Source organism: Agrococcus casei LMG 22410, assembly GCF_900163565.1.
Taxonomy (GTDB): domain Bacteria; phylum Actinomycetota; class Actinomycetes; order Actinomycetales; family Microbacteriaceae; genus Agrococcus; species Agrococcus casei.
Map to the genome: position 1 here is coordinate 23,671 of NZ_FUHU01000036.1, position 22,643 is coordinate 46,313.

23 protein-coding genes are annotated in these 22,643 nt (G+C 66.8%); 11 read left to right on the plus strand and 12 right to left on the minus strand.

Features of this window, described 5'->3' with window-relative positions:
- Positions 1-2,169: an ATP-dependent DNA helicase RecG gene (locus CZ674_RS08440; protein ID WP_086992078.1), complete on the minus strand. Its 2,169-nt coding sequence runs from the start codon at positions 2,167-2,169 to the stop codon at positions 1-3.
- Between the two features lie 60 nt (positions 2,170-2,229).
- Between CZ674_RS08440 and rsmD the strand changes: the two genes are divergently transcribed.
- Positions 2,230-2,805 (plus strand): 16S rRNA (guanine(966)-N(2))-methyltransferase RsmD, encoded by a 576-nt coding sequence (gene rsmD, locus CZ674_RS08445; RefSeq protein ID WP_086992136.1) that lies wholly within the window; start codon positions 2,230-2,232, stop codon positions 2,803-2,805.
- On the opposite strand, the gene thiL is transcribed toward rsmD, so the two are convergent.
- On the minus strand, positions 2,795-3,754 hold the full coding sequence (thiL, locus tag CZ674_RS08450) for a thiamine-phosphate kinase (protein ID WP_086992079.1): 960 nt from the start codon (positions 3,752-3,754) through the stop codon (positions 2,795-2,797). The genes rsmD and thiL overlap by 11 nt on opposite strands.
- Positions 3,755-3,810: 56 nt before the next feature.
- On the opposite strand from thiL, the gene CZ674_RS08455 reads away from it, so the two are divergent.
- Complete coding sequence (locus CZ674_RS08455; protein ID WP_086992080.1) at positions 3,811-4,278, plus strand: DUF3515 family protein; 468 nt, start codon at positions 3,811-3,813, stop codon at positions 4,276-4,278.
- A 20-nt stretch (positions 4,279-4,298) separates the two neighbouring features.
- Here CZ674_RS08455 and CZ674_RS08460 read toward each other — a convergent pair whose 3' ends face one another.
- A complete protein-coding gene (locus CZ674_RS08460; RefSeq protein WP_086992081.1) occupies positions 4,299-4,640 on the minus strand; it encodes an SseB family protein in 342 nt (113 codons plus the stop codon).
- Positions 4,641-4,708: 68 nt separating this feature from the next.
- On the opposite strand from CZ674_RS08460, the gene CZ674_RS08465 reads away from it, so the two are divergent.
- Together CZ674_RS08465 and CZ674_RS08470 are read left to right on the plus strand one after the other, a co-directional pair.
- Positions 4,709-5,317 (plus strand): exonuclease domain-containing protein, encoded by a 609-nt coding sequence (locus tag CZ674_RS08465; RefSeq protein WP_086992082.1) that lies wholly within the window; start codon positions 4,709-4,711, stop codon positions 5,315-5,317.
- A 43-nt stretch (positions 5,318-5,360) separates the two neighbouring features.
- On the plus strand, positions 5,361-6,503 hold the full coding sequence (locus tag CZ674_RS08470; RefSeq protein WP_086992083.1) for a DNA recombination protein RmuC: 1,143 nt from the start codon (positions 5,361-5,363) through the stop codon (positions 6,501-6,503).
- Here the strand turns inward: CZ674_RS08470 and CZ674_RS08475 are convergent, their stop codons facing one another.
- Both CZ674_RS08475 and CZ674_RS08480 read right to left on the minus strand, forming a co-directional pair.
- Entirely contained in the window at positions 6,504-7,133 is a 630-nt protein-coding gene (locus CZ674_RS08475; protein WP_086992084.1) for a CoA transferase subunit B, read from the minus strand. It lies immediately after the preceding gene.
- Positions 7,134-7,135: 2 nt separating this feature from the next.
- Positions 7,136-7,909, minus strand: a complete 774-nt coding sequence (locus CZ674_RS08480; RefSeq protein ID WP_086992085.1) for a CoA transferase subunit A — start codon at positions 7,907-7,909, stop codon at positions 7,136-7,138.
- Between the two features lie 118 nt (positions 7,910-8,027).
- Between CZ674_RS08480 and CZ674_RS08485 the strand changes: the two genes are divergently transcribed.
- Positions 8,028-8,435 (plus strand): hypothetical protein, encoded by a 408-nt coding sequence (locus CZ674_RS08485; RefSeq protein WP_086992086.1) that lies wholly within the window; start codon positions 8,028-8,030, stop codon positions 8,433-8,435.
- A 77-nt stretch (positions 8,436-8,512) separates the two neighbouring features.
- Here the strand turns inward: CZ674_RS08485 and glpX are convergent, their stop codons facing one another.
- The gene (glpX, locus tag CZ674_RS08490; protein ID WP_086992087.1) at positions 8,513-9,514 is read right to left on the minus strand and encodes a class II fructose-bisphosphatase; all 1,002 of its coding nucleotides are present in this window, start codon (positions 9,512-9,514) and stop codon (positions 8,513-8,515) included.
- Between the two features lie 152 nt (positions 9,515-9,666).
- On the opposite strand from glpX, the gene fbaA reads away from it, so the two are divergent.
- Positions 9,667-10,692 (plus strand): class II fructose-bisphosphate aldolase, encoded by a 1,026-nt coding sequence (gene fbaA, locus CZ674_RS08495; RefSeq protein ID WP_086992088.1) that lies wholly within the window; start codon positions 9,667-9,669, stop codon positions 10,690-10,692.
- Between the two features lie 23 nt (positions 10,693-10,715).
- Here the strand turns inward: fbaA and CZ674_RS08500 are convergent, their stop codons facing one another.
- From CZ674_RS08500 to CZ674_RS08510, 3 genes are all read right to left on the minus strand, one after another.
- Positions 10,716-11,027, minus strand: a complete 312-nt coding sequence (locus CZ674_RS08500; RefSeq protein WP_086992089.1) for a hypothetical protein — start codon at positions 11,025-11,027, stop codon at positions 10,716-10,718.
- A gap of 28 nt (positions 11,028-11,055) precedes the next feature.
- Entirely contained in the window at positions 11,056-11,487 is a 432-nt protein-coding gene (locus CZ674_RS08505) for a hypothetical protein (protein WP_086992090.1), read from the minus strand.
- Positions 11,488-11,570: 83 nt separating this feature from the next.
- The gene (locus CZ674_RS08510) at positions 11,571-12,563 is read right to left on the minus strand and encodes a 4-hydroxy-3-methylbut-2-enyl diphosphate reductase (protein WP_086992091.1); all 993 of its coding nucleotides are present in this window, start codon (positions 12,561-12,563) and stop codon (positions 11,571-11,573) included.
- A 75-nt stretch (positions 12,564-12,638) separates the two neighbouring features.
- Between CZ674_RS08510 and xseA the strand changes: the two genes are divergently transcribed.
- The 5 genes from xseA (at position 12,639) to CZ674_RS08535 (ending at position 18,319) form a co-directional block, all read left to right on the plus strand.
- The gene (gene xseA, locus CZ674_RS08515; protein WP_086992092.1) at positions 12,639-13,853 is read left to right on the plus strand and encodes an exodeoxyribonuclease VII large subunit; all 1,215 of its coding nucleotides are present in this window, start codon (positions 12,639-12,641) and stop codon (positions 13,851-13,853) included.
- Between the two features lie 20 nt (positions 13,854-13,873).
- On the plus strand, positions 13,874-14,140 hold the full coding sequence (locus tag CZ674_RS08520; protein ID WP_086992093.1) for an exodeoxyribonuclease VII small subunit: 267 nt from the start codon (positions 13,874-13,876) through the stop codon (positions 14,138-14,140).
- Entirely contained in the window at positions 14,137-14,757 is a 621-nt protein-coding gene (locus CZ674_RS08525) for a DUF4245 family protein (protein ID WP_159456943.1), read from the plus strand. The genes CZ674_RS08520 and CZ674_RS08525 overlap by 4 nt, the downstream gene beginning before the upstream one ends.
- Before the next feature lie 35 nt (positions 14,758-14,792).
- Entirely contained in the window at positions 14,793-16,196 is a 1,404-nt protein-coding gene (locus tag CZ674_RS08530) for a class II fumarate hydratase (RefSeq protein ID WP_086992095.1), read from the plus strand.
- A gap of 107 nt (positions 16,197-16,303) precedes the next feature.
- Positions 16,304-18,319, plus strand: a complete 2,016-nt coding sequence (locus tag CZ674_RS08535; RefSeq protein WP_086992096.1) for a prolyl oligopeptidase family serine peptidase — start codon at positions 16,304-16,306, stop codon at positions 18,317-18,319.
- Here the strand turns inward: CZ674_RS08535 and CZ674_RS08540 are convergent.
- The 3 genes from CZ674_RS08540 to CZ674_RS08550 form a co-directional block, all read right to left on the minus strand.
- The gene (locus CZ674_RS08540) at positions 18,306-19,010 is read right to left on the minus strand and encodes a TetR/AcrR family transcriptional regulator C-terminal domain-containing protein (RefSeq protein ID WP_086992097.1); all 705 of its coding nucleotides are present in this window, start codon (positions 19,008-19,010) and stop codon (positions 18,306-18,308) included. The two genes, CZ674_RS08535 and CZ674_RS08540, sit on opposite strands and share 14 nt — an antisense overlap.
- 62 nt (positions 19,011-19,072) lie before the next feature.
- Positions 19,073-20,329 (minus strand): pyruvate dehydrogenase complex dihydrolipoamide acetyltransferase, encoded by a 1,257-nt coding sequence (locus CZ674_RS08545; protein WP_086992098.1) that lies wholly within the window; start codon positions 20,327-20,329, stop codon positions 19,073-19,075.
- A complete protein-coding gene (locus CZ674_RS08550) occupies positions 20,326-22,518 on the minus strand; it encodes an alpha-ketoacid dehydrogenase subunit alpha/beta (protein ID WP_086992099.1) in 2,193 nt (730 codons plus the stop codon). Before CZ674_RS08550 ends, CZ674_RS08545 begins: the two co-directional genes overlap by 4 nt.
- Positions 22,519-22,643 lie beyond the last annotated feature (125 nt).

Genomic DNA, 22,643 nt, shown 5'->3' on the forward strand with positions numbered 1-22,643 from the left:
CTAGGCCGACTGCAGTGCGACGCGCGCTTCAGCCGACAGCGCGGCGACTGCCTGACGCAGCGTGGGGGTGCGCTCGAGCAGTGGGTCGTCTTCTATGAGCTCGCCGGCTGCGATGCGAGCCTCGCGGATGATGTCTGCGTCTTCGCCGACCCGCAGCACCTTCAGGCTCGAGACCACACCGGACTGCCGCCTGCCGAGCACATCGCCCTCGTGCCGCTGGGCGAGGTCGAACTCGGCGATCGCGAATCCGTCGGTGGTCGCCGCGAGCGCAGCCACCCGCTCGCCCGCAGTGCTGGTCGGCGGCGCCGAAGTGACCAGCAGGCAGAGGCCGGGATGCTCGCCTCGGCCGACGCGGCCCCGCAGCTGGTGCAGCTGCGAGAGCCCGAACCGATCGGCGTCGAGCACGACCATGACCGTGGCGTTCGGCACGTTGACCCCGACCTCGATCACCGTCGTCGCCACGAGCAGGTCGATGTCGCCAGCCGCGTAGGCGCGCATCACCGCATCTTTCTCGTCGGCCGACATGGCTCCGGTGAGCGCGGCCATGCGCACCCCACGCAGCGCGTCGACGTGCCGGAGCCGCTCGAGTGTCGTCGCGACGTCTGCCATGGTCGGCTGCGCTCCGGCACCGGGCAGCTCGGCGCCGGCCGGATCAGCGCTGAGCAGGTCGGCGCCGCGCTCGGCCTCGCCCGGCTCGATCGCGGGGCAGACGACGAAGGCCTGGCGGCCGTCTGCTATCTCTTCTCCGACTCGCTGCCATGCTCTGGCCATCAGCCCTGGGCTCTGCCGCTCGCTCACGACATGCGTACCGATGGGCGTGCGGCCGGCAGGCATCGTGCGCAGCTCTGAGACATCGAGATCGCCGAACACCGTCATCGCCACCGTTCGCGGAATGGGCGTGGCAGTGAGCAGCAGCGTGTGCGGCTCGACGCCCTTGCTGCGCAGCGCCTCGCGCTGCCCGACGCCGAAGCGATGCTGCTCGTCGATGACGACAAGGCCGACATCGGCGAATGTCGTCTTCTTGCTGATGAGCGCGTGGGTCCCGACCGCAATGAGCGACTGGCCGCTCGCGGCTGCGAGGGCACTGCGCTTGCGCTCAGCCGCTGGCTGCTGCCCCGTGATGAGCACGGGGTTGAGCTTGGCAGCGAGCTCTGGCCCGAGGGAGTCGACGATCGACCTGAAGTGCTGCGACGCAAGCACCTCGGTGGGCGCCAGCATGATCGACTGGCCGCCGGTCTCGGCGACCTGCAGCATGGCGCGCAGGGCCACCATCGTCTTGCCGCTGCCGACCTCGCCCTGCACGAGCCGGTGCATGGGGTGCTGCCGGTCGAGGTCTGCTGCGATCTGGTCGCCGATCTGATGCTGGTCGGGAGTGAGATCGAAGGGCAGCCGTGAGTCGAACTCGGCCAGCAGCGCACCGACCGGCCGTGCCGTCGAAGCGAGCCGCCTCGTGAACTCTCGCATCACAACGAGCGACGCCTGCAGCTGCAGCGCCTCGTGCCACTTGAGGGCACGCTTGGCCTCTTCGAGCCGCTCGTCGCTCTCAGCCACGTGGTAGGCGCCAAGCGCCTCGCCGAACCGCATCAGACCGTGGGATTCGCGCACGTGCTGCGGCACGGCATCCGTCACCTCTGCGAGGTCGACCCGCTCGAGCAAGGTGCGCACCGCCTTGCGGATCGACAGCGACGAGACCTTCTTCGTCGCCGGGTACACCGGCACGAGCCCGCTCACCCAAGCGTTCTGCTGGCTGTCGTCGAGGTCATCGAAGAGCTCCCACTCGGGATGCTGCAGCTGCAGCTTCGAGTTGAAGCGGTTGACCGTGCCCGAGAACATGCCCGACTCGCCTTTGACGAGCTTCGCCAGCTGAAACCGCTTGAGATTGAAGAACACCAGGTCGAGGCTGCGGCGGCCGTCGGAGATCGTCACGATGGTGCGCTGCAGGGCCTTGCCGCGCGGGTACGAGGTGTGCGAGGCGACATTCGTGATGCGGGCCGCCAGCGTGACGAACTCGCCCACCTCGATGTCGGCGAAGTCGGTGAGGTCGCCGCGGCGATAGTGCCTGCGCGGCAGGTGCCAGAGCAGATCGCCAATGGTCTGCATGCCGAGATGCTCGATGAACGGCTTCGCCGCTTCTTTCGACAGCACGGTGGTGAGTTCGCGTTCGAGCACGCAAACAGCGTAGCGAGCACGTGTGACACGGTGCTCGTCGGGTGTGCTGAAATGGACGACATGACGCGCATCATCGCCGGAGTCGCCTCGGGCACCTCACTGAAAGTGCCAGCCTCAGGAACCCGCCCCACGAGCGAGCGCGTTCGCGAAGCGCTCTTCGGCGCACTCGACGCCCGCGGCGAGATCGACGGCGCCCGCACCCTCGACCTGTTCGCCGGCACCGGAGCCCTCGGCCTCGAAGCGGCAAGCCGCGGAGCCTCGAGCGTCGTGCTCGTCGAGCTCGCCCGTCAGGCCGTGCAGATCGCCAAGCAGAACGCGAGCGCCGTCGCGAAGCGCGGCGCCTGCGAAGCGACGGTCGTGGCGGCGAAGGCGCAGAAATTCCTCGCCGAGAGCGGAGCCGAGTTCGACCTCGTCTTCATCGACCCTCCATACGACCTGGCGCGCGACGTGCTCACAGAGGTGCTCGAGCTGCTCGCGCCGAGGCTCTCCGACGATGCCGTCGTCGCCCTCGAGCAGGCGAAGCGGGCGGGCGAGCCGCCCATTCCCGAGACCCTCGAGGTGCTACGCGAGAAGTCCTACGGCGACACCATGGTCTACACGCTCATGCGTGCGCAGGCTCCGACGATCAGCGAGTGAACGGGTCCCAGCCGCGCTCCTCGAGCGGCTGACCGCCCGTCGTGACCTGCGGCTCGCCGGCTTCGACGCTGCCGACGACCCGGGCATCCGACCCGAGCTCGCTCAGCACGCGCTCGACCGCATCGGCCGGCACCGTCGCCAGCAGCGCGTGATCCTCGCCGCCATAGAGCACCGACTCGAGCGGCGCGTCGTACGAGTCGAGGGCGGCACGATCGAAGTCGAGCCGGACGGCGGATGCGCGGGCCACGCGGAATCCGTCGAGCACGAGTCCGTCAGACACGTCGAGCATCGACGTCGCGCCGAGCCTCGCCAGCTGCGCACCGGCCGCAACCGGAGCGATCGGCGCCAGGTGCGCCTGCATCTCGCGAGGGTGCGTGCGGCGCAGGTCATCCGGCGGCGTGCCCTCGAGCAGCAGCCGGAGTCCCTCGCCGGCAAGCCCGAGCTCGCCGCAGACGACGATCGCGTCACCCGGCCGGGCGCCGCTGCGCAGCACCGGCGAGCGGCCCTCCAAGTCGCCGAGGGCCGTCACCGCGATGGTTGTGGTGGGGCTGACCGAGAGGTCACCGCCGACCACCCCGACTCCGGGAGCCTGCTTCGCGAGCGCCGCGCTCGCCGCATCCGCGAACTGCTCGAGCTGCTCGACGGTCGTGTCGGCGAGCACGCCGAGCGCGATGACGAGTGCCGTGGGCCGCGCCCCCATGGCCGCGACATCGGTGAGGTTCGTGGTGACGCACTTGGTGCCGAGGTCTGCGAAGGTCGACCAGTCGAGCCTGAAGTCGCCGCCCTCGAACATCGTGTCGGTCGTGATGGCGGTCTGGCCGCCGGCTGCGAGCACCGCACTGTCGTCGCCCGGTCCGACCACTGCCGCGTCTGCGGGCGTGAGGCGGGCGATGATGCGGGCCAGTGCGGCCTGTTCGCCGACGGTTCGGATGCGGTCGTCTGCTGTCACGGTACGACTCTAGCGAGCGGGCGGGCAGGGGCCTGTGCCGCGATACCCTTGGAGGCATGAAGCGTCGCCCCGTTGCCCTCCTCGCACTGGCTGCGGCCGTCGGACTTCTGCTGAGCGGGTGCTCGAACGGCGGCACCGTCGCGGTCGACCCCGCCGAGAACGCGAGCGACCCGGGATGCGCGTCGATCGTGCTGAATCTTCCCGATGCGATCAGCGAGGGCGAGGTGCAGCTCGACAAGCGTCAGACGTCCGCTCAGGCGACCGGCGCCTGGGGCTCCCCCACGGCCGTCATCATGCGGTGCGGGGTTGCTGAGCCGGCACCCTCATCGGCTGCGTGCACCACGGTCGACGACGTCGACTGGGTGAACGTGGCGGTCGAGGGATCGACGTACACCTTCGTCTCGTACGGACGCACTCCGGCCGTCGAGGTCACGCTCGACAATACGAAGGCATCGGCGGTAGCCGCCCTGTCGGCCATCAGCCCGACGATGCAGCGCACCGAGCAGTACTCGCAGTGCACCTGACCCGCGCGTGAGCGCGTTCACTACGCCGTGATCACCTCGTTGAGGAACAGCCGCGAATCGGGCTGACCGAGGTTGAGGCCGATCGCTGCGCCCTCGGGAACTCCGGCGGCGAGCTGCTCGCCTGTGGTCTTGAACGCCCGCTTCGTCTGGGTGCGGAATCCCCCGACCTTCTTCTGCGACGTGAACGCCAGCACCACCGTGAGGTCGCCGTGCTGAATCGTCAGATAGCGGCCCGACGCGGGGTTCTTCGGGTCTGCGACCACGGCCGGAACCACCAGTTCTGCTTCGCGGACGAGCGCCCACGCGGCGTCGTGCTCGGTCGCGTCAATGGCTTGCAGTGCTGTCTCGAGTGCTGTCGGCATGCATCCATCTTGGCGCATCAGCCGAGCGACCAGCGGCTCGTGTCAGCGGCAGGTGCGAGGATGGACGCATGCCGCTCAGCTTCACCGCAATCGACTTCGAGACCGCCAACGGCTCCGCCGCCTCCGCCTGCTCGGTGGGTCTGGTCAAAGTCGTCGACTCCAAGATCGTCGACCGCGACAGCTGGTTCATCCGCCCGCCGTCCGGCCACGACTCCTTCCTCGAATGGAACATCCGCATCCACGGCATCACCCCCGCAATGATCGTCGACGCCCCTGACTGGGCAGACCAGCAGCAGCGCATCCTCGAGTTCGCAGGCGACGACGTCTTCGTCGCGCACAACGCGGGCTTCGACATGGGCGTCATGAAGGCAGCGGCCAAGGCCAGCGGCATGCCGGTTCCCGAGTCGCGCTGGGCCGACTCCCTGCGCATCGCCCGCAAGACGTACTCTCTCGACTCATACCGACTGCCGGTGGCGGCAATGGCGGCGGGCTTCGAAGACTTCAAGCACCACGACGCCGCGGCTGACGCAGAGGCCTGCGCCGCAATCGTGGTGCACGCCGCAGCACGGCACGAGGCATCGAGCCTCGACCACCTGCTGAAGATCTGCGCGGCGAGATACCTGCAGATCGGCCCCGAGGCCGACGCCGAGAAGGCGCTCGAGGCCTGGTGGCGCTGACGCCCCGCTCACTCGTGTCAGAGGCTCCTGCAAGGCTGTCATCATGATCGAAATCGCAGTCTGGCTCTTCATCACCTCCCTCGTGGCAGCCGCAGCGCTCGCGGGGCTTGCCGCTTGGGTGATCGCCTCGTCTCGTGCCCGACAGCGCGTGAACGCACTCGACCGCGAGAACGCCGCGCTTGAGGCGACCGTGCGCGGCTACGAGTCGCAGCTCGACCAGGCACAGTCGAACTCCCTGCTGGCGCAGCAGCTCGTTCCGATGGCGGCGCAGCTGCGAACCCTCGGCGATCGCGTCCACACCGCCGAGACGCAGCGCGAGCAGCAGCACGGGGCCCTCGCCCAGCAGCTTCGGGCATCCCTCGAGAGCGAAGAGCGGCTCCGCGCATCCGCCGACTCCCTCTCGCAGGCGCTGTCGTCGTCGCAGTCCCGCGGCATGTGGGGCGAAGTCCAGCTGCAGCGAGTGGTCGAGGCTGCGGGCATGATCGAGCGAGTCGATTTCGACACCCAGACGAGCACCGCCGACGGCAGCTCGAGGCCCGACATGGTCGTGCACCTGCCCGGCGACCGACACCTCGCGCTCGACGCCAAGGCTCCGTTCGACGCCTACCTCCGAGCCTCCGCCCTGCCGAGCGGCAGCGAGCACGCAGCCGAGCGGTCACGACTGCTCGCCGAGCACGCACGCGTGCTCAGGGGGCACGTGGATGCGCTGGCCAAGCGCGAGTACGCGCGCAAGATCGCGGGCGCTCCAGAGGTCGTCGTGCTGTTCGTCCCGAGCGAGGCCTTGCTCTCGTCAGCGCTCGATGCCGACCCCGGCCTGCTCGAGCACGCCTTCTCAAAGTCGATCGCGCTGGCCAGCCCGGTCACGCTGTTCAGCCTGCTGCGGGCGATCGCCACGACGTGGTCGCAGACCGAGGCGACCGACGAGGCGCACGAGATCCTGCGCCTCACCACCGAGCTGTATGAGCGCCTCGCGACCATGGCCGGCCACATCAGCAGCCTGCGCAAGTCGATCGAATCGACCGTGAAGCACTTCAACTCGTTCAACTCGACACTCGAGACGCGCGTGCTGGTGAGCGCTCGCAAGCTCGAGAAGCTCAGTCGGGCGAAGACGATCGAGGGCGCTGCCGATCTCGACAGCGCCCCCGCATCCCTCACCGCCGCTGAATTCGCAGACGGCGACGACTGACTACTCGTGCACCTCGGGCTCGGTCTTCTCTCGCACCTCTTCGAGCGTGACGCCAGGAGCCAGCTCGACGAGCTTCAGCCCCTGCTCAGTCACGTCGAGCACACAGAGGTCGGTGATGATCCTGTGCACGACGGCCTTGCCCGTGAGGGGCAGCGAGCACTCGTTGACGATCTTCGCCGAGCCGTCCTTCGCGACGTGCTCCATGAGCACGATGACCTTGCCGGCGCCGTGCACGAGGTCCATCGCGCCGCCGGGGCCCTTGACCATCTTGCCGGGAATCATCCAGTTGGCGATGTCGCCTGCGACCGAGACCTGCATGGCCCCGAGGATGGCGGCGTCGATCTTGCCGCCGCGGATCATCGCGAACGATGTCGCAGAGTCGAAGAACGCGGTGCCCGGCAGCGTCGTCACGGTCTCTTTGCCCGCGTTGATCAGGTCGGGGTCGACATTCGCCTCGGTCGGGTACGGGCCGACGCCCAGGATGCCGTTCTCGCTCTGCAGCACGAGCTCGCGGTCTGCCGGCACGTAGTTCGGCACGAGCGTCGGCAGCCCGATGCCCAGGTTGACGTATGCGCCGTCCCACAGCTCCTGTGCGGCGCGCTCTGCCATCTCATTGCGTGTCAGCGCCATGGCTACTGCTCCTCTCGGACGGTGCGGCGCTCGATGCGCTTCTCGATGTCTTTGCCGACCACGACGACGCGGTGCACGAACACGCCAGGAAGATGCACGTCATCGGGCTCGATGTCGCCCGCGTCGACGAGCTCTTCGACCTGCGCGATGCAGACCTTGCCGCTCATGGCGGCGAGCGGATTGAAGTTGCGAGCAGCCTTGTTGAACACGAGGTTGCCGTAGCGGTCGGCCTTTGCTGCATGCACGAGCGAGAAGTCTGCGCGAATCGACTCTTCGAGCACGAACTCGTGCTTCTCGCCGTCGACCTCGAAGACCTGTGTCGGCTTCGGCTCGCTGCCCTTGACCACATTGCCTTCGGCATCGTGGCGCTGTGGGAGTCCACCAGTCTGCACCTGCGTGCCGACACCGGTGCGGGTGTAGAAGGCTGCGATGCCAGAACCGCCGGCTCGCATCTTCTCAGCGAGTGTGCCCTGGGGTGTCAGTTCGAGCTCGAGCTCGCCCGTGAGGTAACGGCGCTCGAATTCCTTGTTCTCGCCGACGTACGACGAGATCATCTTGTCGATCTGGCCTCCGCCGAGCAGGATGCCCAGCCCCCAGTCGTCGACGCCGCAGTTGTTGCTCGCGACTGTGAGTCCCTTGGTGCCCCGCTCGTGCAGCGCTTCGATGAGCTGCATCGGGTTACCCGACAGGCCGAAGCCGCCGACTGACAGCAGAGCCCCGTCTGGAATGTCGGCCACCGCTTCTGCGGCGCTCCCGACCTCTTTGTTGATCGCCATCAACTGCCTCCTTGAAGTGTGTCCCTCCAGAGTATCGGTCGCCTGACAAGGATCGTGCGGCAGTTCTCGCACCACTCCTGTTCAGCCGACAGTCAGAAAAACCGCGCATCATGAGAATATGACCAACCCACAGCAGCCCTATTCTCAGCAGCCGGGCCAGCAGCCTGCACCGCAGTACGGCGCAGCTCCCGGTCAGCAGCCTTACAGCAGCCAGCCCGGAGTCCAGAACCCCTATGGCGCACCAGGCCAGAACACAGGTCAACCGAATGGGCCCGGCAAGGGCCTCGCCATCACGGCACTTGTGCTCGGCATTTTGGCATTCTTCAACGGATGGCTCCCCGTCGTCGGCATGCTGTTCGGCGCCGCGGCCATCATCATCGGCATCATCGCCCTGAAGAAGCGCCAGAACAAGGTCATGTCGCTCATCGGCATCATCGGCGGTGCCATCGGGTTCATCTTCTCGCTGATCTGGCTCATTATGCTGATCGCAGGCGGCGGCAGCTACGACTTCAGCTGGAGCGTCTGAGACCCTCCGCACAGAACACCGCCCGGTGCCGTCTCTGAGACGGGACCGGGCGGTTCAGCATTCGGGCGGCGTCAGCACTATGCGTGCGCGGCGTCGGCCTCGAGCCACTTCGCAGCCTGGTGCTCTGCGATGACGCGTCGAGCAGTGCCGGTCTTCGAGCGCAGCACGAGCGACTCCGTGCGAATGAATGGCCCCTTGCGGCGTACGCCGTCGAGCAGTTCGCCATCGGTGACGCCGGTAGCGACGAAGAAGGTGTTGTCGCTCGAGACGAGGTCGTCGAGGCGCAGGATACGGTCGAGATCGTGGCCCGCGGCGAGCACGTTCTTGTTCTCGAGGTCGGACTGCGGGTTGAGCCGCCCCTCCATGACTCCGCCGAGCGTCTTGATGGCGCAGGCAGTGATGACGCCTTCGGGGGTGCCGCCTGTTCCGGCGCACATGTCGACTCGCGACTCCCATCTGGCTGCGTTGATGCCGCCTGCGACATCACCGTCGCGCATGAGACGGGTGCCGGCACCCGCTGCGCGCACCTGCTCGATCAGCTCTTCGTGGCGGGGCCGGTCGAGGATCGCGACGACCATCTCAGAGATGTGCTTGCCTTTGGCCTGAGCCAGCTCCTTGATGTTGTCGCCGATCGACTGGTCGAGCGAGACGACCCCCACGCCCTCGGGGCCGGCGACGATCTTGTCCATGTAGAACGCGTCGACGGGGTTGAACATGGTGCCGCGATCCGACACTGCGATGACGCTGATCGCATTCGGACGACCGGATGCGGTGAGCGTGGTGCCGTCGATCGGGTCGACTGCGATGTCGCACTGGGGTCCGCGCCCGTTGCCGACTGCCTCACCGTTGAACAGCATGGGCGCTTCGTCCTTCTCGCCCTCGCCGATGACGATCGTGCCGTCCAGCGAGACGGTGCCCAGGAACGTGCGCATCGCATCGACGGCAGCCTTGTCAGCACCGTTCTTGTCTCCGCGTCCGATCCAAGGCACAGCGCGGATCGCGGCGGCTTCTGTAGCGCGCACCAGCTCCATTGCTATGTTGCGGTCGGGGTGCTCGTAGGCTGTCGGCTCTTCACTCATTGCAGGGGGCTCCTTGTCGGATAGGCGGCAGCGCTGATGTTTCCGATGCCAGCTTACGGAACTTTGGATGACGGAACGGCAGGGATCCTCGCAAGTTGTGTTCTGCCGAACTAGACTCAAGCCGAACGGAACCCGTCGAGCGGAGGACACCCATGCCTGTCGTAACTCAAGAACAGTACGTCGAGATGATCGAGAAGGCGAAGCAGAACGCGTTCGCATACCCTGCCATCAACGTCTCGTCGTCGTCGACGATCAACGCTGCGCTACAGGGTCTGGCTGAGGCCGGCTCTGACGGAATCATCCAGGTCACGACGGGCGGAGCAGACTTCTTCGCCGGTCAGAGCGTAAAGAACCGCGCAGGCGGTGCAATCGCTGCGGCTCAGTTCATCACCGAGGTGGCGAAGGCATACCCCGTGAACGTGGCGGTGCACACTGACCACTGCCCCAAGGACGCCCTTGAGAGCTTCCTCATGCCGCTCATCGAAGAGAGCGAGCGTCGGGTCGCAGACGGCGGCGTGCCGCTGTTCCAGTCGCACATGTGGGACGGCTCGGCTGTTCCGCTCGAGGAGAACCTCGAGATCGCGAAGCAGATCCTGCCGCGCACTGCAGCGCTCGGGCAGATCCTCGAAGTTGAGATCGGTGTCGTCGGCGGTGAAGAAGACGGCGTCAGCCACGAGATCAACGATCAGCTCTACACAACGCTCGAAGACGCGATCGCCACGGTCGAGGCACTAGGCCTCGGCGACCAGGGCCGCTACTTGACAGCCCTCACATTCGGCAACGTGCACGGCGTCTACAAGCCAGGCAACGTCAAGCTGCGTCCTGAGCTGCTCAAAGAGATCCAAGACGGGCTGGCCGCCAAGTACGGCACCGGCGAGAAGCCGCTCGACCTGGTGTTCCACGGTGGCTCGGGCTCGAGCCTCGAGGAGATCGAGACCGCGGTCGCGAACGGCGTCATCAAGATGAACATCGACACCGACACGCAGTACGTGTACTCACGCTCGATCGCCGACAGCGTGCTGAAGAACTACGACGGCTTCCTGAAGGTAGACGGTGAAGTCGGCAATAAGAAGGTCTACGACCCCCGCGCCTGGAGCAAGACCGCCGAGCGCGCCATGGCGGCCCGCGTCAAGCTGGCAGCCGAAGAGCTCGGCTCAGCAGGCTGGTCAGGCAAGTAGTCTGACGCCCGCCTCCGGGCGGGTCAGTACTCGTCGATGACGATGTCGGTGCCTTCGGGCATCACAGTGTCGTCGACGCCGTTGTCGTCAGTGTCGCGCGCGGTGCTCTCGCCTCCGTGCTCGACGTCGACGTCAGCTGGGTCGTCATCGGCCCATTCCTCGTCGCGCAGCTCGTAGCCGTCGGGAGTGTCTTCGCTGTCGACCCGGCGATCCTCGCCGCCGTACATGCCCAGCTGCTCGCTTGCGCGTGGCTCGGCGCCGTTGCCGATCGAACCGTCAGACTCTTCGCCCTCGGCCATCTGCTCTGCCCAGTCGTTCGTGTCGTTGGAGCTCATGCCCCGATCATACGACTGACCGGAGCTTTCAGCGAGGCTCGTCGTTCGAGCGGTCGGTGTGCGACTCAGCGGTGCCGAATGCGTTGGGGTTGGCCGGGTGCACGCCGGTTCCCTGCGAGAACTCGGTGCCCGGGTGGTTCGTCGTGCCCGATCCCTGCTCGACGCCGGCGACGGGCGTGCCGTCGCGGTAGCGGTCCTTGGGCTTCGAGCGGCCGATCAGCCACACGATGAGCCCTGCTGGCAGCAGCACGAGCGGCGCCCACACCATGAACATCATGATCGGGCTGCCGCCGGTGTAGACGAACACCTGCATGAACAGTCCAAAGTCGAAGCCTGCCGCGTCGGAGTCGAAGTAGGTGCGCGTCGTCTGGATGATGTTCCAGACCAGCGCGATGGCGCCGAGTCCGAGCAGGATGTGCGAGAACTGCAGCCAGTTGTTGGTGGGCTTCTGGGCGGCCATGGGTGCTCCTTGGGGAGAATCTGGGGACCTGTGCAGGATATGCCTGCGCACTGTGAGTTCCCTGACGGCCTTCGGCCCCTCTTCTACTTGCGCGAGGGACGCAGCTCCTTGGGCAGACTGAACACCAGGTCTTCCTCAGCGGTGGTCACGGTCTCGATCTCGCCGAACCCTGCGTCGCGGAGCTCGTCGAGCACCTCCTGCACGAGCACGTCGGGAACGGATGCGCCGCTCGATACGCCGACAGTCGCGACTCCGTCCAGCCACTCCTGCTGGATCTCGCTCGAATAGTCGACCCGGTACGCCGCCTTGGCGCCGTACTCGAGGGCGACCTCGACCATGCGCACGGTGTTCGACGAGTTCGCCGAGCCGACCACGATCACGAGATCGGCCTCGGGCGCGACCTTCTTGATGGCGACCTGGCGGTTCTGCGTGGCGTAGCAGATGTCGTCGCTGGGCGGATCCTGGAGATTGGGGAAGCGCTCGCGCAGGCGGTGCACCGTCTCCATGGTCTCGTCGACCGAGAGCGTCGTCTGCGACAGCCAGACCAGCTTGTCGGGGTCTCTGACCTCGACGGTCATGGCCTCTTCGGGGTTGTTGACGACCGTGACGCGGTCGGGTGCCTCGCCTGCTGTGCCCTCGACCTCTTCGTGGCCGTCGTGGCCGATCAGCAGGATCTCGAAGTCGTCGCGGGCGAACCGGATCGCCTCGCGGTGCACCTTCGTGACCAGGGGGCAGGTCGCATCGATCGCGTTGAGCCCGCGTGCATCAGCCTGCTCGCGAACAGCGGGGCTGACACCGTGCGCCGAGAACACGACGAGCTTGCCCTCTGGCACTTCGTCGACTTCCTCGACGAAGATCGCGCCCTGCTCTTCGAGCTCGCGGACGACGTGCCTGTTGTGCACGATCTGCTTGCGCACGTACACGGGAGCACCGTGCTTCTCGAGCGCCTTCTCCACCGTGATGACCGCTCGGTCGACCCCTGCGCAATAGCCGCGAGGGTTCGCCAGCAGCACTCGCCTGGGCGATGTGTCACCGGTGTCCACTAGCCTGTTTCGAACCAGCGGAGGCCGCGGCATCGAAAGAGGAACTTTGCCATTGGTAACTGTCACGCCTCCATTGTAGATGCCCCGATTCCCGGCCGAGGAGGCCCCATGAGCAAGGTGACCGGAACCCCCGATGAACCGCGCAGCGTGCACTGGCTTGCAATGACGATGAAGGACTACATCGGCAGGCTGGGCAGCGTGTGGGTCGAGGGCGAGGTCACGCAGTGGTCGAACTCCCGCGGCAACGTGTTCGGCAAGCTGCGCGACGCTGAAGCCGACGCCACGGTCTCGTTCAACCTCTGGAGCAGCACCGCCTCCCGCCTGACCGAGAAGTTCGAGCAGGGCGACCGAGTCGTCACGCTGGTCAAGCCCGACTACTGGGTCAAGGGCGGCACACTCTCGATGGTCGCCTCCGACATGCGGCATGTGGGGCTCGGCGAGCTGCTCGCACGGCTCGAGCGGCTGCGGCAGCAGCTGCAGCAGGAGGGCCTGTTCGCCGCAGAGCGCAAGCGACGGCTGCCGTTCCTTCCCAACACGATCGGCCTCATCACAGGCAAGGACTCCGACGCCGAGAAGGACGTCATCCGCAACGCGACGCTGCGCTGGCCCGACGTCAGGTTCCGCGTCGCGCACGCGGCAGTGCAGGGCGACCGCGCCGTGCCCACCGTGCTCGACGCGCTCGCGACGCTCGAGGCAGACCCTGAGGTCGATGTCATCGTGATCGCACGCGGCGGAGGCGACTTCCAGAACCTCCTGCCGTTCAGCGACGAGGCCATCGTTCGAGCTGTCGCAGCCGCCACGACACCTGTGGTCTCGGCGATCGGGCACGAAGCCGACCGCCCGCTGCTCGACGAGGTGGCCGACCTGCGTGCCTCCACCCCCACCGACGCAGCGAAGCGGATCGTTCCCGACGTCGCCGAAGAGCGCATCCGCATCGACCAGTCCCGCGTGCAGCTGCGCGCCCGGCTCACGCAGTTCGTGCAGCGTGAGATCGAACGCGTCGAATCGATTCGCAGCCGCCCCTCGCTGCAGCGCCCCGAGTCGCTGATCGACGCGCACACCGACGACCTCGCACGGCTCGTGCAGCGGGCCGACGAGCTCATGGAGCGCACGCTCGAGCGCAGCTCCACCTCGCTCGAGCGCCTCACCGGCAGCCTCCGCGCGCTGAGTCCGCAGTCGACCCTCGACCGCGGGTATGCGGTCGTCCAGACCGCGGGCGGCGGAGTGGTTCGCAGTGCCTCTGACGCAGCTCCCGGCGACGCCCTGCTCGTCACCGTCGCAAACGGCACCCTCGACGCCGACGTGACATCCGTTCACCGCTGACAAGAAGGTAGGATCGAAGCATGACTGAACCGCACGCCACCGCGCCCGAAGAGCGCCCCGTCGGCGAGCTCAGCTACGAAGAGGCGCGAGAAGAGCTGGTCGCCGTCGTGCAGGCCCTCGAATCGGGCCAGACGACCCTCGAGCGCTCGCTCTCGCTCTGGGAGCGCGGCACCGCTCTGGCCGATCGCTGCGAGGAATGGCTGGCCGGCGCCAAGGCCCGGCTCGACGCTGTTCGGGCGACCGCGCCATCCGATGAGACTGACTCAGAGGCATCGCAGCAGCAGTGAGCAAGCAGCCCCGCATCGTCGCCGAGCTCGGGCGTCCCGAGACTCCTCAAGAGACTGCCGACCGCAAGGCCGCCTCTCGGAGCAGGCACTTCAAGAACCAGAACTTCACGAACCTCGTGCTGGCGCTTGCCGCATCGCTCGTGCTGGTGCTCGTCATCTTCCTCGTGGTGCTCAGGCCCGATCCCCCGGCCGACCCGAAGATCGATGTGACTGCGAGCGCCTCAGAGGCAGCGGTCGTGCTCGGCGCCGAGCCGGTCGTCCCCGCGGTTCCTGAGACCTGGGCCGCCAATGCGGCAGAGGTGCGAGTCTCAGAAGACGACGTCGCCGCCTGGTACGTCGGGTACGTCACCGAGGGCAACGAGTTCGTCGCCATGACGCAGGGCGTCGACGCGAATGCCACCTGGCAGGCGAATCAGCTGCGCAATGCCTCCGCCTCCGGCGAAGTCACCGTCGAGGGCGTCGACTGGCAGATCTACGACCAGCGTGACGCCGACGACGTCGGCAACATCGAGTTCGCCATGACGACACAGACCGAAGACTCGTGGATCGTGCTGTTCGGCACTGCTGACAGCCCCGAGTTCACCCAGTTCGCCGAGGCTGTCTCGGCTGCACTCTGAAGCAAACACCTCCCAACGAAGAAAGGCAGACTGCTGTGACTGAGACCGAATACCGGATCGAACACGACACCATGGGCGAGGTTCGCGTGCCCAAGAACGCGCTCTACGCCGCACAGACGCAGCGCGCAGTAGAGAACTTCCCGATCTCGGGCCAGGGCCTCGAGCCCGCGCACATCGTGGCACTCGCACGCATCAAGCGCGCGGCCGCGATCGCCAACCGCGAGCTCGGCACCGTCGAGGCCGACATCGCCGACGCCATCGTGGCAGCAGCCGACGAAGTCATCGGCGGCGCACACCACGACCAGTTCCCGATCGACATCTACCAGACGGGCTCCGGCACGTCGTCGAACATGAACATGAACGAGGTGCTCGCGCACATCGCGACCGAGCACCGCGGTGCAGAAGTGCACCCCAACGACCACGTCAACGCATCGCAGTCGTCGAACGACGTGTTCCCGACCTCGGTGCACGTCGCCGTCACCGGCGCGCTGATCAACGACCTCAAGCCCGCACTCGCGCACCTCGCCGAGGCCTTCGAAGAGAAGGCAGAGCTCTGGGCAGACGCAGTCAAGCCCGGCCGCACGCACATGATGGACGCAACGCCCGTGACGCTCGGCCAGGAGTTCGGCGGTTTCGCCGCACAGATGCGCTACGGCATCGAGCGCATCGACGCGGCACTCCCCCGCGTCGCTGAGGTTCCGCAGGGCGGCACCGCAGTCGGCACCGGCATCAACACCCCCGTCGGCTTCCCCGAGAAGGTCATCGCCGAGCTCGCAGAGTCGAGCGGCCTCCCGATCACCGAGGCGCGCAACCACTTCGAGGCACAGGCCAACCGCGACGGCCTGGTCGAGGCATCGGGCGCGCTGCGCACCATTGCCGTCTCGCTGACGAAGATCAACAACGACCTTCGTTGGATGGGCTCCGGCCCCAACACCGGCCTCGGCGAGATCCAGCTGCCCGACCTGCAGCCCGGCTCGTCGATCATGCCCGGCAAGGTCAACCCGGTCATCCCCGAGGCAGTCCTCATGGTCTGCTCGCGTGTCATCGGCAACGACGCTGCGATCGCATGGGCCGGCGCAACCGGCACGTTCGAGCTCAACGTGCAGATCCCGATCATGGGCACCGCACTGCTCGAGTCGATCCGTCTGCTGTCGAACGCATCCGTCGTGCTCGCCGACAAGACCGTCAAGGGCATCGAGGCCAACCTCGAGCGCGCTGCGACGCTGGCCGGCATGAGCCCGTCGACCGTCACCCCGCTCAACCGCCTCATCGGCTACGAGGCTGCTGCGAAGATCGCGAAGCACTCGGTCGCCAAGGGCATCACGGTGCGCGAGGCAGTCATCGACCTCGGCTACGTCGAGCGCGGCGACATCACCGAGGCCGACCTCGACAAGGGGCTCGACCTGCTTTCGATGACCCACCCGGGCGTCGCCAAGTAGCACTGCATTTCAGCAACGGGGTCGGCCGCACGGCGGCTGGCCCCGTTGCTGCATTCGGCCAGCTCTCGACCTCCTGCAGGAGTCACGCGCGCATGTAGGTTGGAGGCATGAACCCCTACCCCGCGGCACGCCGAAGCGACGAGAACCCCGACGACCCGTACCGCTGGATGGAAGACGCCGATTCAGCCGAGACCAAGGCCTTCATCGAGGCCCAGAACGAGGCGTCGCAGCCTGTGCTCGCGGGCCTCTCGACGCTCGAGGCGTTCAGCACGAGCGTCGCGAAGCTGCTCTCGGCCAAGGTGCTCCGCGGCGTGACCGAGGCGGGCGACTGGGTGTACGCATGGCGCAGCGACAGCCGCGATCAGCCCGAGCTCGTGCGCGCGAAGACGTTCGCCGGGCTCGCCGACGCCGAGAGCGTGCTCGACCCGAACAGGCTCTCCGACGACGGCACCGTGGCCGTCAATGCCAACAGCTTCAACCAGGACGGCACCCTCATGGCGTACACCGTCGCCGATGCCGGCTCTGACTGGTTCACCATCCGCGTGCTCGACCTCGAGACGCTCGAGACCCTCGACGACGCCATCGAGTGGTGCAAGTGGAACCGCCCGCAGTGGATGCCCGATGGCAGCTCGTTCACGTACTGGGCCTACGACGCTCCCGACGGCAACGCCCTGACCGACTCGATGGGCCACGGCCGTCTCAAGGTGCACCAGGTGGGCGCCGACACCGACCCCACGACAGAAGACGACAGCGTGACCGTGCTGTGGGAGTCAGAAGACCCACGTATGTTCGCACGCCACCATCCGCCGAGCGATGACTGGTTCGTGCTCTCGACCGACACCGGATCGTCGAGCGGCAACGACCTGCAGGTGCGGGCTCACGACGACTATCTGGCGCTGCAGCTGGTCGACGGGCACGAGCACGAGTGGACGCCCATCGGCATCCTCGACGACCGCCTCTTCGTCATCACCGACTCAGGCGCCGCTCGCTACCGCCTCGACTCGTTCGACCTGGTCTCAGGCGAGCGCTCGGTGATCGTGCCCGAGCACGCCACCGACGTGCTGCTCGACGCCACGCTCGTGCGCGGTGCCATCGCGGTCGTGTTCTCGCACGACGCCAGTCACCGCCTCGACCTCTTCTCGCTCGACGGTGAGCAGAGCGCCCCCGTGCCGCTTCCCGAGGGCATCGCGATCACCGGCATCAGCGGCGACAGCGACTCCCCCAGCCTCTTCGTCGACGCCCAGACGTTCGTCGACCCGGGCACCGCGTACATGGTCGAGACGGATGGGCCGCACACGGTTCGCGTCGACGCGCACACGGCGCAGGGCGCGTCGGCGGTCCAGACCGAGCGCATTCGCGCCACGAGCAAGGACGGCACCGTCGTGCCCGCATTCGTGGTGCGCGGGAGCGCAGCCGACGCACCGGCCCCGACGCTGCTCTGGGGCTACGGCGGCTTCAACATCCCCCTCAACCCCGGCTTCCGTGCGCTGTTTGCTGCGTGGGTCGACGCCGGTGGCACGCTCGTGATTCCGAATCTGCGCGGCGGCGGGGAGTTCGGATCAGAATGGCACAAGGCCGGCACGAAGCAGCAGAAGCAGAACGTCTTCGACGACCTCTATGCAGTCGCCGAGCACATTCGCGAGGCCGGCATCTCCGACCGCATTGCCCTGCACGGCCGGTCGAACGGCGGGCTGCTCTCCGGCGCTGCCCTGACGCAGCGCCCCGAGCTCTGGGATGCCGTGATGCCGGCTGTCGGCGTGCTCGACATGCTGCGCTTTCACCTCTTCACGATCGGATGGGCGTGGATCAGCGACTACGGCGACCCCGACGACGAGGCGGTCGCCGAGTATCTTCGCGCGTACTCGCCCCTGCACAACACCGTTGAGCGCGAGTACCCGCCGACGCTCATCACGACGGGCGATCACGACGACCGAGTGGTGCCTGCACACTCCCTGAAGTTCGCAGCCACCCTGCAGCGCGCTCAGCGAGGCGACGCCCCCATCCTGCTCGCTGTCGACACTCGTGCCGGTCACGGCATGGGAAAGCCGAAGAGCGCACAGGTCGACGAGTACGCACAGCAGCTGGCGTTCGCGGCTGAGTACACGGGGCTCACCCTGCGCTGAGCCTCGCCTTCATGCCGTCGAGCAGCAGCTCGAGCCCGAACGCAAATTGGTCTTCGCCGTACGTGTCGGTCACGCTGAGACCGATTCGCTGCAGGTGCGGAAAGTCCTCCGCGGCAGGAGCCGCTCGCTGGAGGCCAGTGCGCAGCATCTCGATGCGTCGCATCTGCTCACCGCTTCTGTCGCCTACGACGTCGCGTGAGTGGCTGAAGCAGAAGTTCGTCAGCAGCACCATCGACCGCTTGGCGGTCACATCATCGAAGCCCGCTTCGTGCAGGCGGGCGAATAGCGCTTCGGTCACTTCGAGAAACCACGTCGACGTGCCGTCGTCGACCTCGATGTAGTCGATGAGCGGCCCTGCTTGGATGGTCGCGCTGACGAAGCTGCGTGCGAACGACCTGCAGGCTTCGCTCCAGTCCTTGCTCTCGGTCAGCTCTTCGATCGAAAACGAACCGCGAAACGAGTCGAGTGCGAGCACCTTCAGCAGACTGTCGCGGCCGCCGATGTGGTGGTTGAGAGCCTTGCGGTCGACGCCCAGCCTGTCGGCCACTGCCTGCATCGAGAGCTGCTCGACAGGAATTGTGCGCGCGACAGCGACGATGCGACCCAGCGTGAGCCCTGCCCGCTGTCCACGACCCCGGCGCACCCGTGCGTGCTCGACCTGCTCGTCGCTCTCATCGATCACTGCTGCCACCCCTGCTTGCGCCCTCTGTGCTGGCGATAACCGTACACGACTGCGCGAGCGTCACGATCGCGTCAGACGAGCAGACCGACCGGACGCTCGACACGGATGACGAACGCAGCGAGCCACTCGGCCGCGAGCGCACCGTCGAGCACGCGATGGTCGGCCGAAAGTGTCACCGTCATGACTGTGGCCACGCCCAGCTCTCCGTCGGCGTCGACGACTGCCCGCTTGCTCGCGGCTCCGACTGCCAGAATGCCCGACTGCGGCGGGTTGATGATGGCTGAAAACTCGCGGGTGCCGTACATGCCGAGGTTCGACACTGAGAACGACCCTCCAACAAGTTCGTCTTGCTTCAATGAGCCCTCACGCGCACGCAACGCATAATCCTTCATCTCGACGCTGATCGTGCTGAGCGATTTCGAATGCACTGACCGAAGCACCGGTGTGACCAGGCCACCAGGAACCGACACCGCAACGGAGATATCGACGCCCGAAAACTTCCTCACCGCGTCGTCAGTCCAGATCGAATTCGCCTCGGGAACGTCCTGCAGGGACGCGGCGACAGCCTTGATCACGAAGTCGTTCACCGAGATCTTGACCGGACTCGTCTCATTCGCCTGCTTGCGCAACTCGAGCAGCGCATCCATTCGCACGTCCGCTGACAAGTAGTAGTGGGGCACCGTGCCCTTGCTCTCGGTCAACCTGCGAGCGATCGCCTTGCGCATTCTCGTGTGCGGCACGTCTTCGAAGGCGGCGCCTGCAGAAGCCGGGGCCGAAGCGACGGATGCGGCAGCCTCGGCAGTCGACGCGGGCTTCGGTTCCGCAGACTCGTGCGCGTCGACGTCGCGCCTGACTATCCGGCCGCCGGGGCCTGAGCCGACGAGGTCGTCGAGCTCGAGCCCGCGCTCCTTCGCGAGCTTGCGGGCCAGGGGGCTCGCGAACCGGCGGGCGCCCTCGACGGGACGGCTCTCCTCGGGCTCAGCTTCTTCCTGCTCGGCGTCAGCCTCGGGCTCAGCCTCGGCAGCCTCTGTCTCAGCCTCGGCTGCTGCCGTTCCGCCATGCTCGGCGAGCGCAGCCTCGAGATCCTCGCCCTCGGCTGCGATCACAGCGATCGGCGTGCCGACGTCGACTGTCTCGCCGGCCTCCACGAGGTGCCCCGCGAACACGCCTTCGCTCTCGGCTTCGAAGTCGACGACTGCCTTCTCGGTCTCGATCTCGGCGATGCCCTGCCCCTCGGCGACTGTGTCGCCTGCTGCGACCAGCCATGCCTGGACTGTCGCTGTCTCTTCTCCGGCCGCCAGCTGCGGCATCTTGACGACGGCACTCATGCTCGGCCTCCCCAGTTCTTGCGAGTCTCTTCGAATCCTGCGACGACCTCTTCGGTCTTCGCGATGGCGGCGCGCTCGAGCACCTTCGAGATCGACGGCGATGCGACACCGCCGGTGACGCGCTGCACGGGCTGGTCGAGCCAGTCGAAGAAGCGGCGCTGGATCTCGTCGGCGAGCCAGGCGCCGTAGCCGGTGTCGCGGGCTCCCTGCTCGACGATCACGACATTGCCCGTCTTGCGGATGCTCTCTCCGACCGTGTCCCAGTCGAGCGAGGCACGATCGAGCCAGCGCAGGTCGATCACCTCAGCGTCGACGCCGGTCTCTTCGGCAGCCTCCAGCGAGTGGTGCACCATCGAGAGGTACGTGAGCACCGTCATCTCGGACCCCTCCCGCTTGACGGCGGCTGACCCTGGCGCGATCACGTAGTCGAGGTCGACTTCAGGCAGCCTGTCCTCTCGCCCGTACAGGTCGACATGCTCGATGACGAGCACGGGATCCTCGAGCGCAAGCGCCGCGTTCATGAGGCCCACGTAGTCAGCTGCGCTCGAAGCGGCCACGATGCGCCAGCCCGGCTGCGTCGCGAAGATGCCCGCCGGGTCCATGAGGTGCTGCGACCCGTAGCCGATGCCCATGGCGACTTTCGTGCGCAGCACGAGCGGAACCGTGTTGTTGTCGCCGAACATGTGCCGCACCTTGCCGGCCTGGTTGAAGACCTGGTCGGCCGCGACCCACATGAAGTCGGGGTACATGAACTCGACCACTGGGCGGTAGCGTCCGTCGAGGGCGAGCCCTGTGCCGAAGCCGAAGAACGCGTTCTCGCTGATCGGTGTGCCGATCACACGGTCTGCTCCGTGCTTGTCGACCAGCCCCTTGGTGGCTCCGTTGGTGCCGCCGCCGAGACGGTGCACGTCTTCTCCCATGACCAGGATGCGATCGTCTGCACCCATGCGACGGTCCATCACCTCGGCCACGGCATCGACGAACTTCACATCGCGCCATTCGCCTTCGATGTCGGACGGCTCGAGGGCTTCGAGCTCGCTGAGCTCAGAAGCATCGCCGCGAATGCCGTCGTCGACGGTCGCCGGGTCTGGCCACAGGTCGGGCACGATGCGCTGCTTGCCGTCGTGCTCGGGGTCGTCTTCGACGAACTCGTCCGAGATCTCCTGCATGGCCTCCCTGGCCTGAGCGCGCACAGCCTTGATGCCGGCTTCATCGATCAGGTCGAGCGCGAGCAGCTCGGTCGCCATGCGATCCAGCGGATCGCGCGCCTTCCACTCCGACTCCTCCTGCTTCGTGCGGTAGCCGAATGCGCTGCCCGGGAACGGGCCGTTCTGGTGAAAGAACCGGTAGACGTCTGCTTCGACGATGGCGGGGCCGTCGCCTGCTCGCATGCGCTCCGAGGCCTCCTGCATCGCGAGGTGGACGGCGAGCGGGTTCATGCCGTCGACGCGCCAAGACGGGATGCCGAAGCCCTGTCCGCGCACAGAGAATCGCGAGTCGGCAGTCACCTCGTCGGCATTGGTCGACACTGCGTAGCGGTTGTTCTCGATGAACAGGCCGAACGGCAGTTTCCATGCGGCCGCCAGGTTCATGGTCTCGAGCACGGATCCGATCTGTGCGGCGCCGTCGCCGAGATAGTTGAGTGTCAGCCGATCGGTGCCCGCGCGCTGCTGGGCCATGGCGTTGCCTGCTGCCATGGGCGCGCCTCCGCCGACGATTGCATTCGTGCCGAGTGCGCCTGCCTCGAGCCACTGCAGGTGCATCGAACCGCCTCGGCCGCCTGAGAAGCCCTGCTTGAGTCCGAGGATCTCGGCCATGGTGCGCTTGAGCACCGCCCGCAGCTCGGTGTCGACGAGGGCGTCGAGATCCAGCGAGCCCTGCGAGACATGGCCGATGGCCTTCGCGAGAAACTGGTGGTGTCCGCGGTGCGAGCCGCTGACCGCGTCGTCGCTCGAGAGCCCGATGATCGAGCCGACCGCTCCGCCCTCCTGCCCGATGCTCGAGTGCACGGGACCGTGCACGAGCGCCTGGCTCGAGAGCTGCAGCAGCCGCTCTTCGAATGCGCGGATGAGATGCAGCTGTCCCAGCATCGTGCGAAGCAGCTGAGGGTCCTGCGCCTTCCAGTCCTCGGGAGTCGTGTCGAACTGAATCCAGTCGACACCAGTGGTCAATCGGCGGCGTTCGGGCATCGTTGCCCCTCCTTGTCTCAACGTCTCTGCTGTACGGCTTGGGCAAGCATATCGCATGATTGGATCCAATAGATAGGGAACTGCGGCAATCCATGTGGCAGAATCAAGGAATCACGCTTGCAATG

Excerpts from the sequence above, each read along its gene's own strand:
- CZ674_RS08505 (WP_086992090.1), bottom strand. The coding sequence starts at position 11,487 with ATGGCCGCCCAGAAGCCCACCAACAACTGGCTGCAGTTCTCGCACATC.
- CZ674_RS08545 (WP_086992098.1), bottom strand. The coding sequence starts at position 20,329 with ATGAGTGCCGTCGTCAAGATGCCGCAGCTGGCGGCCGGAGAAGAGACA.
- xseA (WP_086992092.1), top strand. The coding sequence starts at position 12,639 with ATGAGCAAGGTGACCGGAACCCCCGATGAACCGCGCAGCGTGCACTGG.
- CZ674_RS08520 (WP_086992093.1), top strand. The coding sequence starts at position 13,874 with ATGACTGAACCGCACGCCACCGCGCCCGAAGAGCGCCCCGTCGGCGAG.
- CZ674_RS08480 (WP_086992085.1), bottom strand. The coding sequence starts at position 7,909 with ATGGCGATCAACAAAGAGGTCGGGAGCGCCGCAGAAGCGGTGGCCGAC.
- rsmD (WP_086992136.1), top strand. The coding sequence starts at position 2,230 with ATGACGCGCATCATCGCCGGAGTCGCCTCGGGCACCTCACTGAAAGTG.
- CZ674_RS08535 (WP_086992096.1), top strand. The coding sequence starts at position 16,304 with ATGAACCCCTACCCCGCGGCACGCCGAAGCGACGAGAACCCCGACGAC.
- CZ674_RS08470 (WP_086992083.1), top strand. The coding sequence starts at position 5,361 with ATGATCGAAATCGCAGTCTGGCTCTTCATCACCTCCCTCGTGGCAGCC.
- CZ674_RS08460 (WP_086992081.1), bottom strand. The coding sequence starts at position 4,640 with ATGCCGACAGCACTCGAGACAGCACTGCAAGCCATTGACGCGACCGAG.
- CZ674_RS08500 (WP_086992089.1), bottom strand. The coding sequence starts at position 11,027 with ATGAGCTCCAACGACACGAACGACTGGGCAGAGCAGATGGCCGAGGGC.
- CZ674_RS08485 (WP_086992086.1), top strand. The coding sequence starts at position 8,028 with ATGACCAACCCACAGCAGCCCTATTCTCAGCAGCCGGGCCAGCAGCCT.
- fbaA (WP_086992088.1), top strand. The coding sequence starts at position 9,667 with ATGCCTGTCGTAACTCAAGAACAGTACGTCGAGATGATCGAGAAGGCG.
- CZ674_RS08455 (WP_086992080.1), top strand. The coding sequence starts at position 3,811 with ATGAAGCGTCGCCCCGTTGCCCTCCTCGCACTGGCTGCGGCCGTCGGA.
- CZ674_RS08510 (WP_086992091.1), bottom strand. The coding sequence starts at position 12,563 with ATGCCGCGGCCTCCGCTGGTTCGAAACAGGCTAGTGGACACCGGTGAC.
- CZ674_RS08550 (WP_086992099.1), bottom strand. The coding sequence starts at position 22,518 with ATGCCCGAACGCCGCCGATTGACCACTGGTGTCGACTGGATTCAGTTC.
- CZ674_RS08475 (WP_086992084.1), bottom strand. The coding sequence starts at position 7,133 with ATGGCGCTGACACGCAATGAGATGGCAGAGCGCGCCGCACAGGAGCTG.
- CZ674_RS08465 (WP_086992082.1), top strand. The coding sequence starts at position 4,709 with ATGCCGCTCAGCTTCACCGCAATCGACTTCGAGACCGCCAACGGCTCC.
- glpX (WP_086992087.1), bottom strand. The coding sequence starts at position 9,514 with ATGAGTGAAGAGCCGACAGCCTACGAGCACCCCGACCGCAACATAGCA.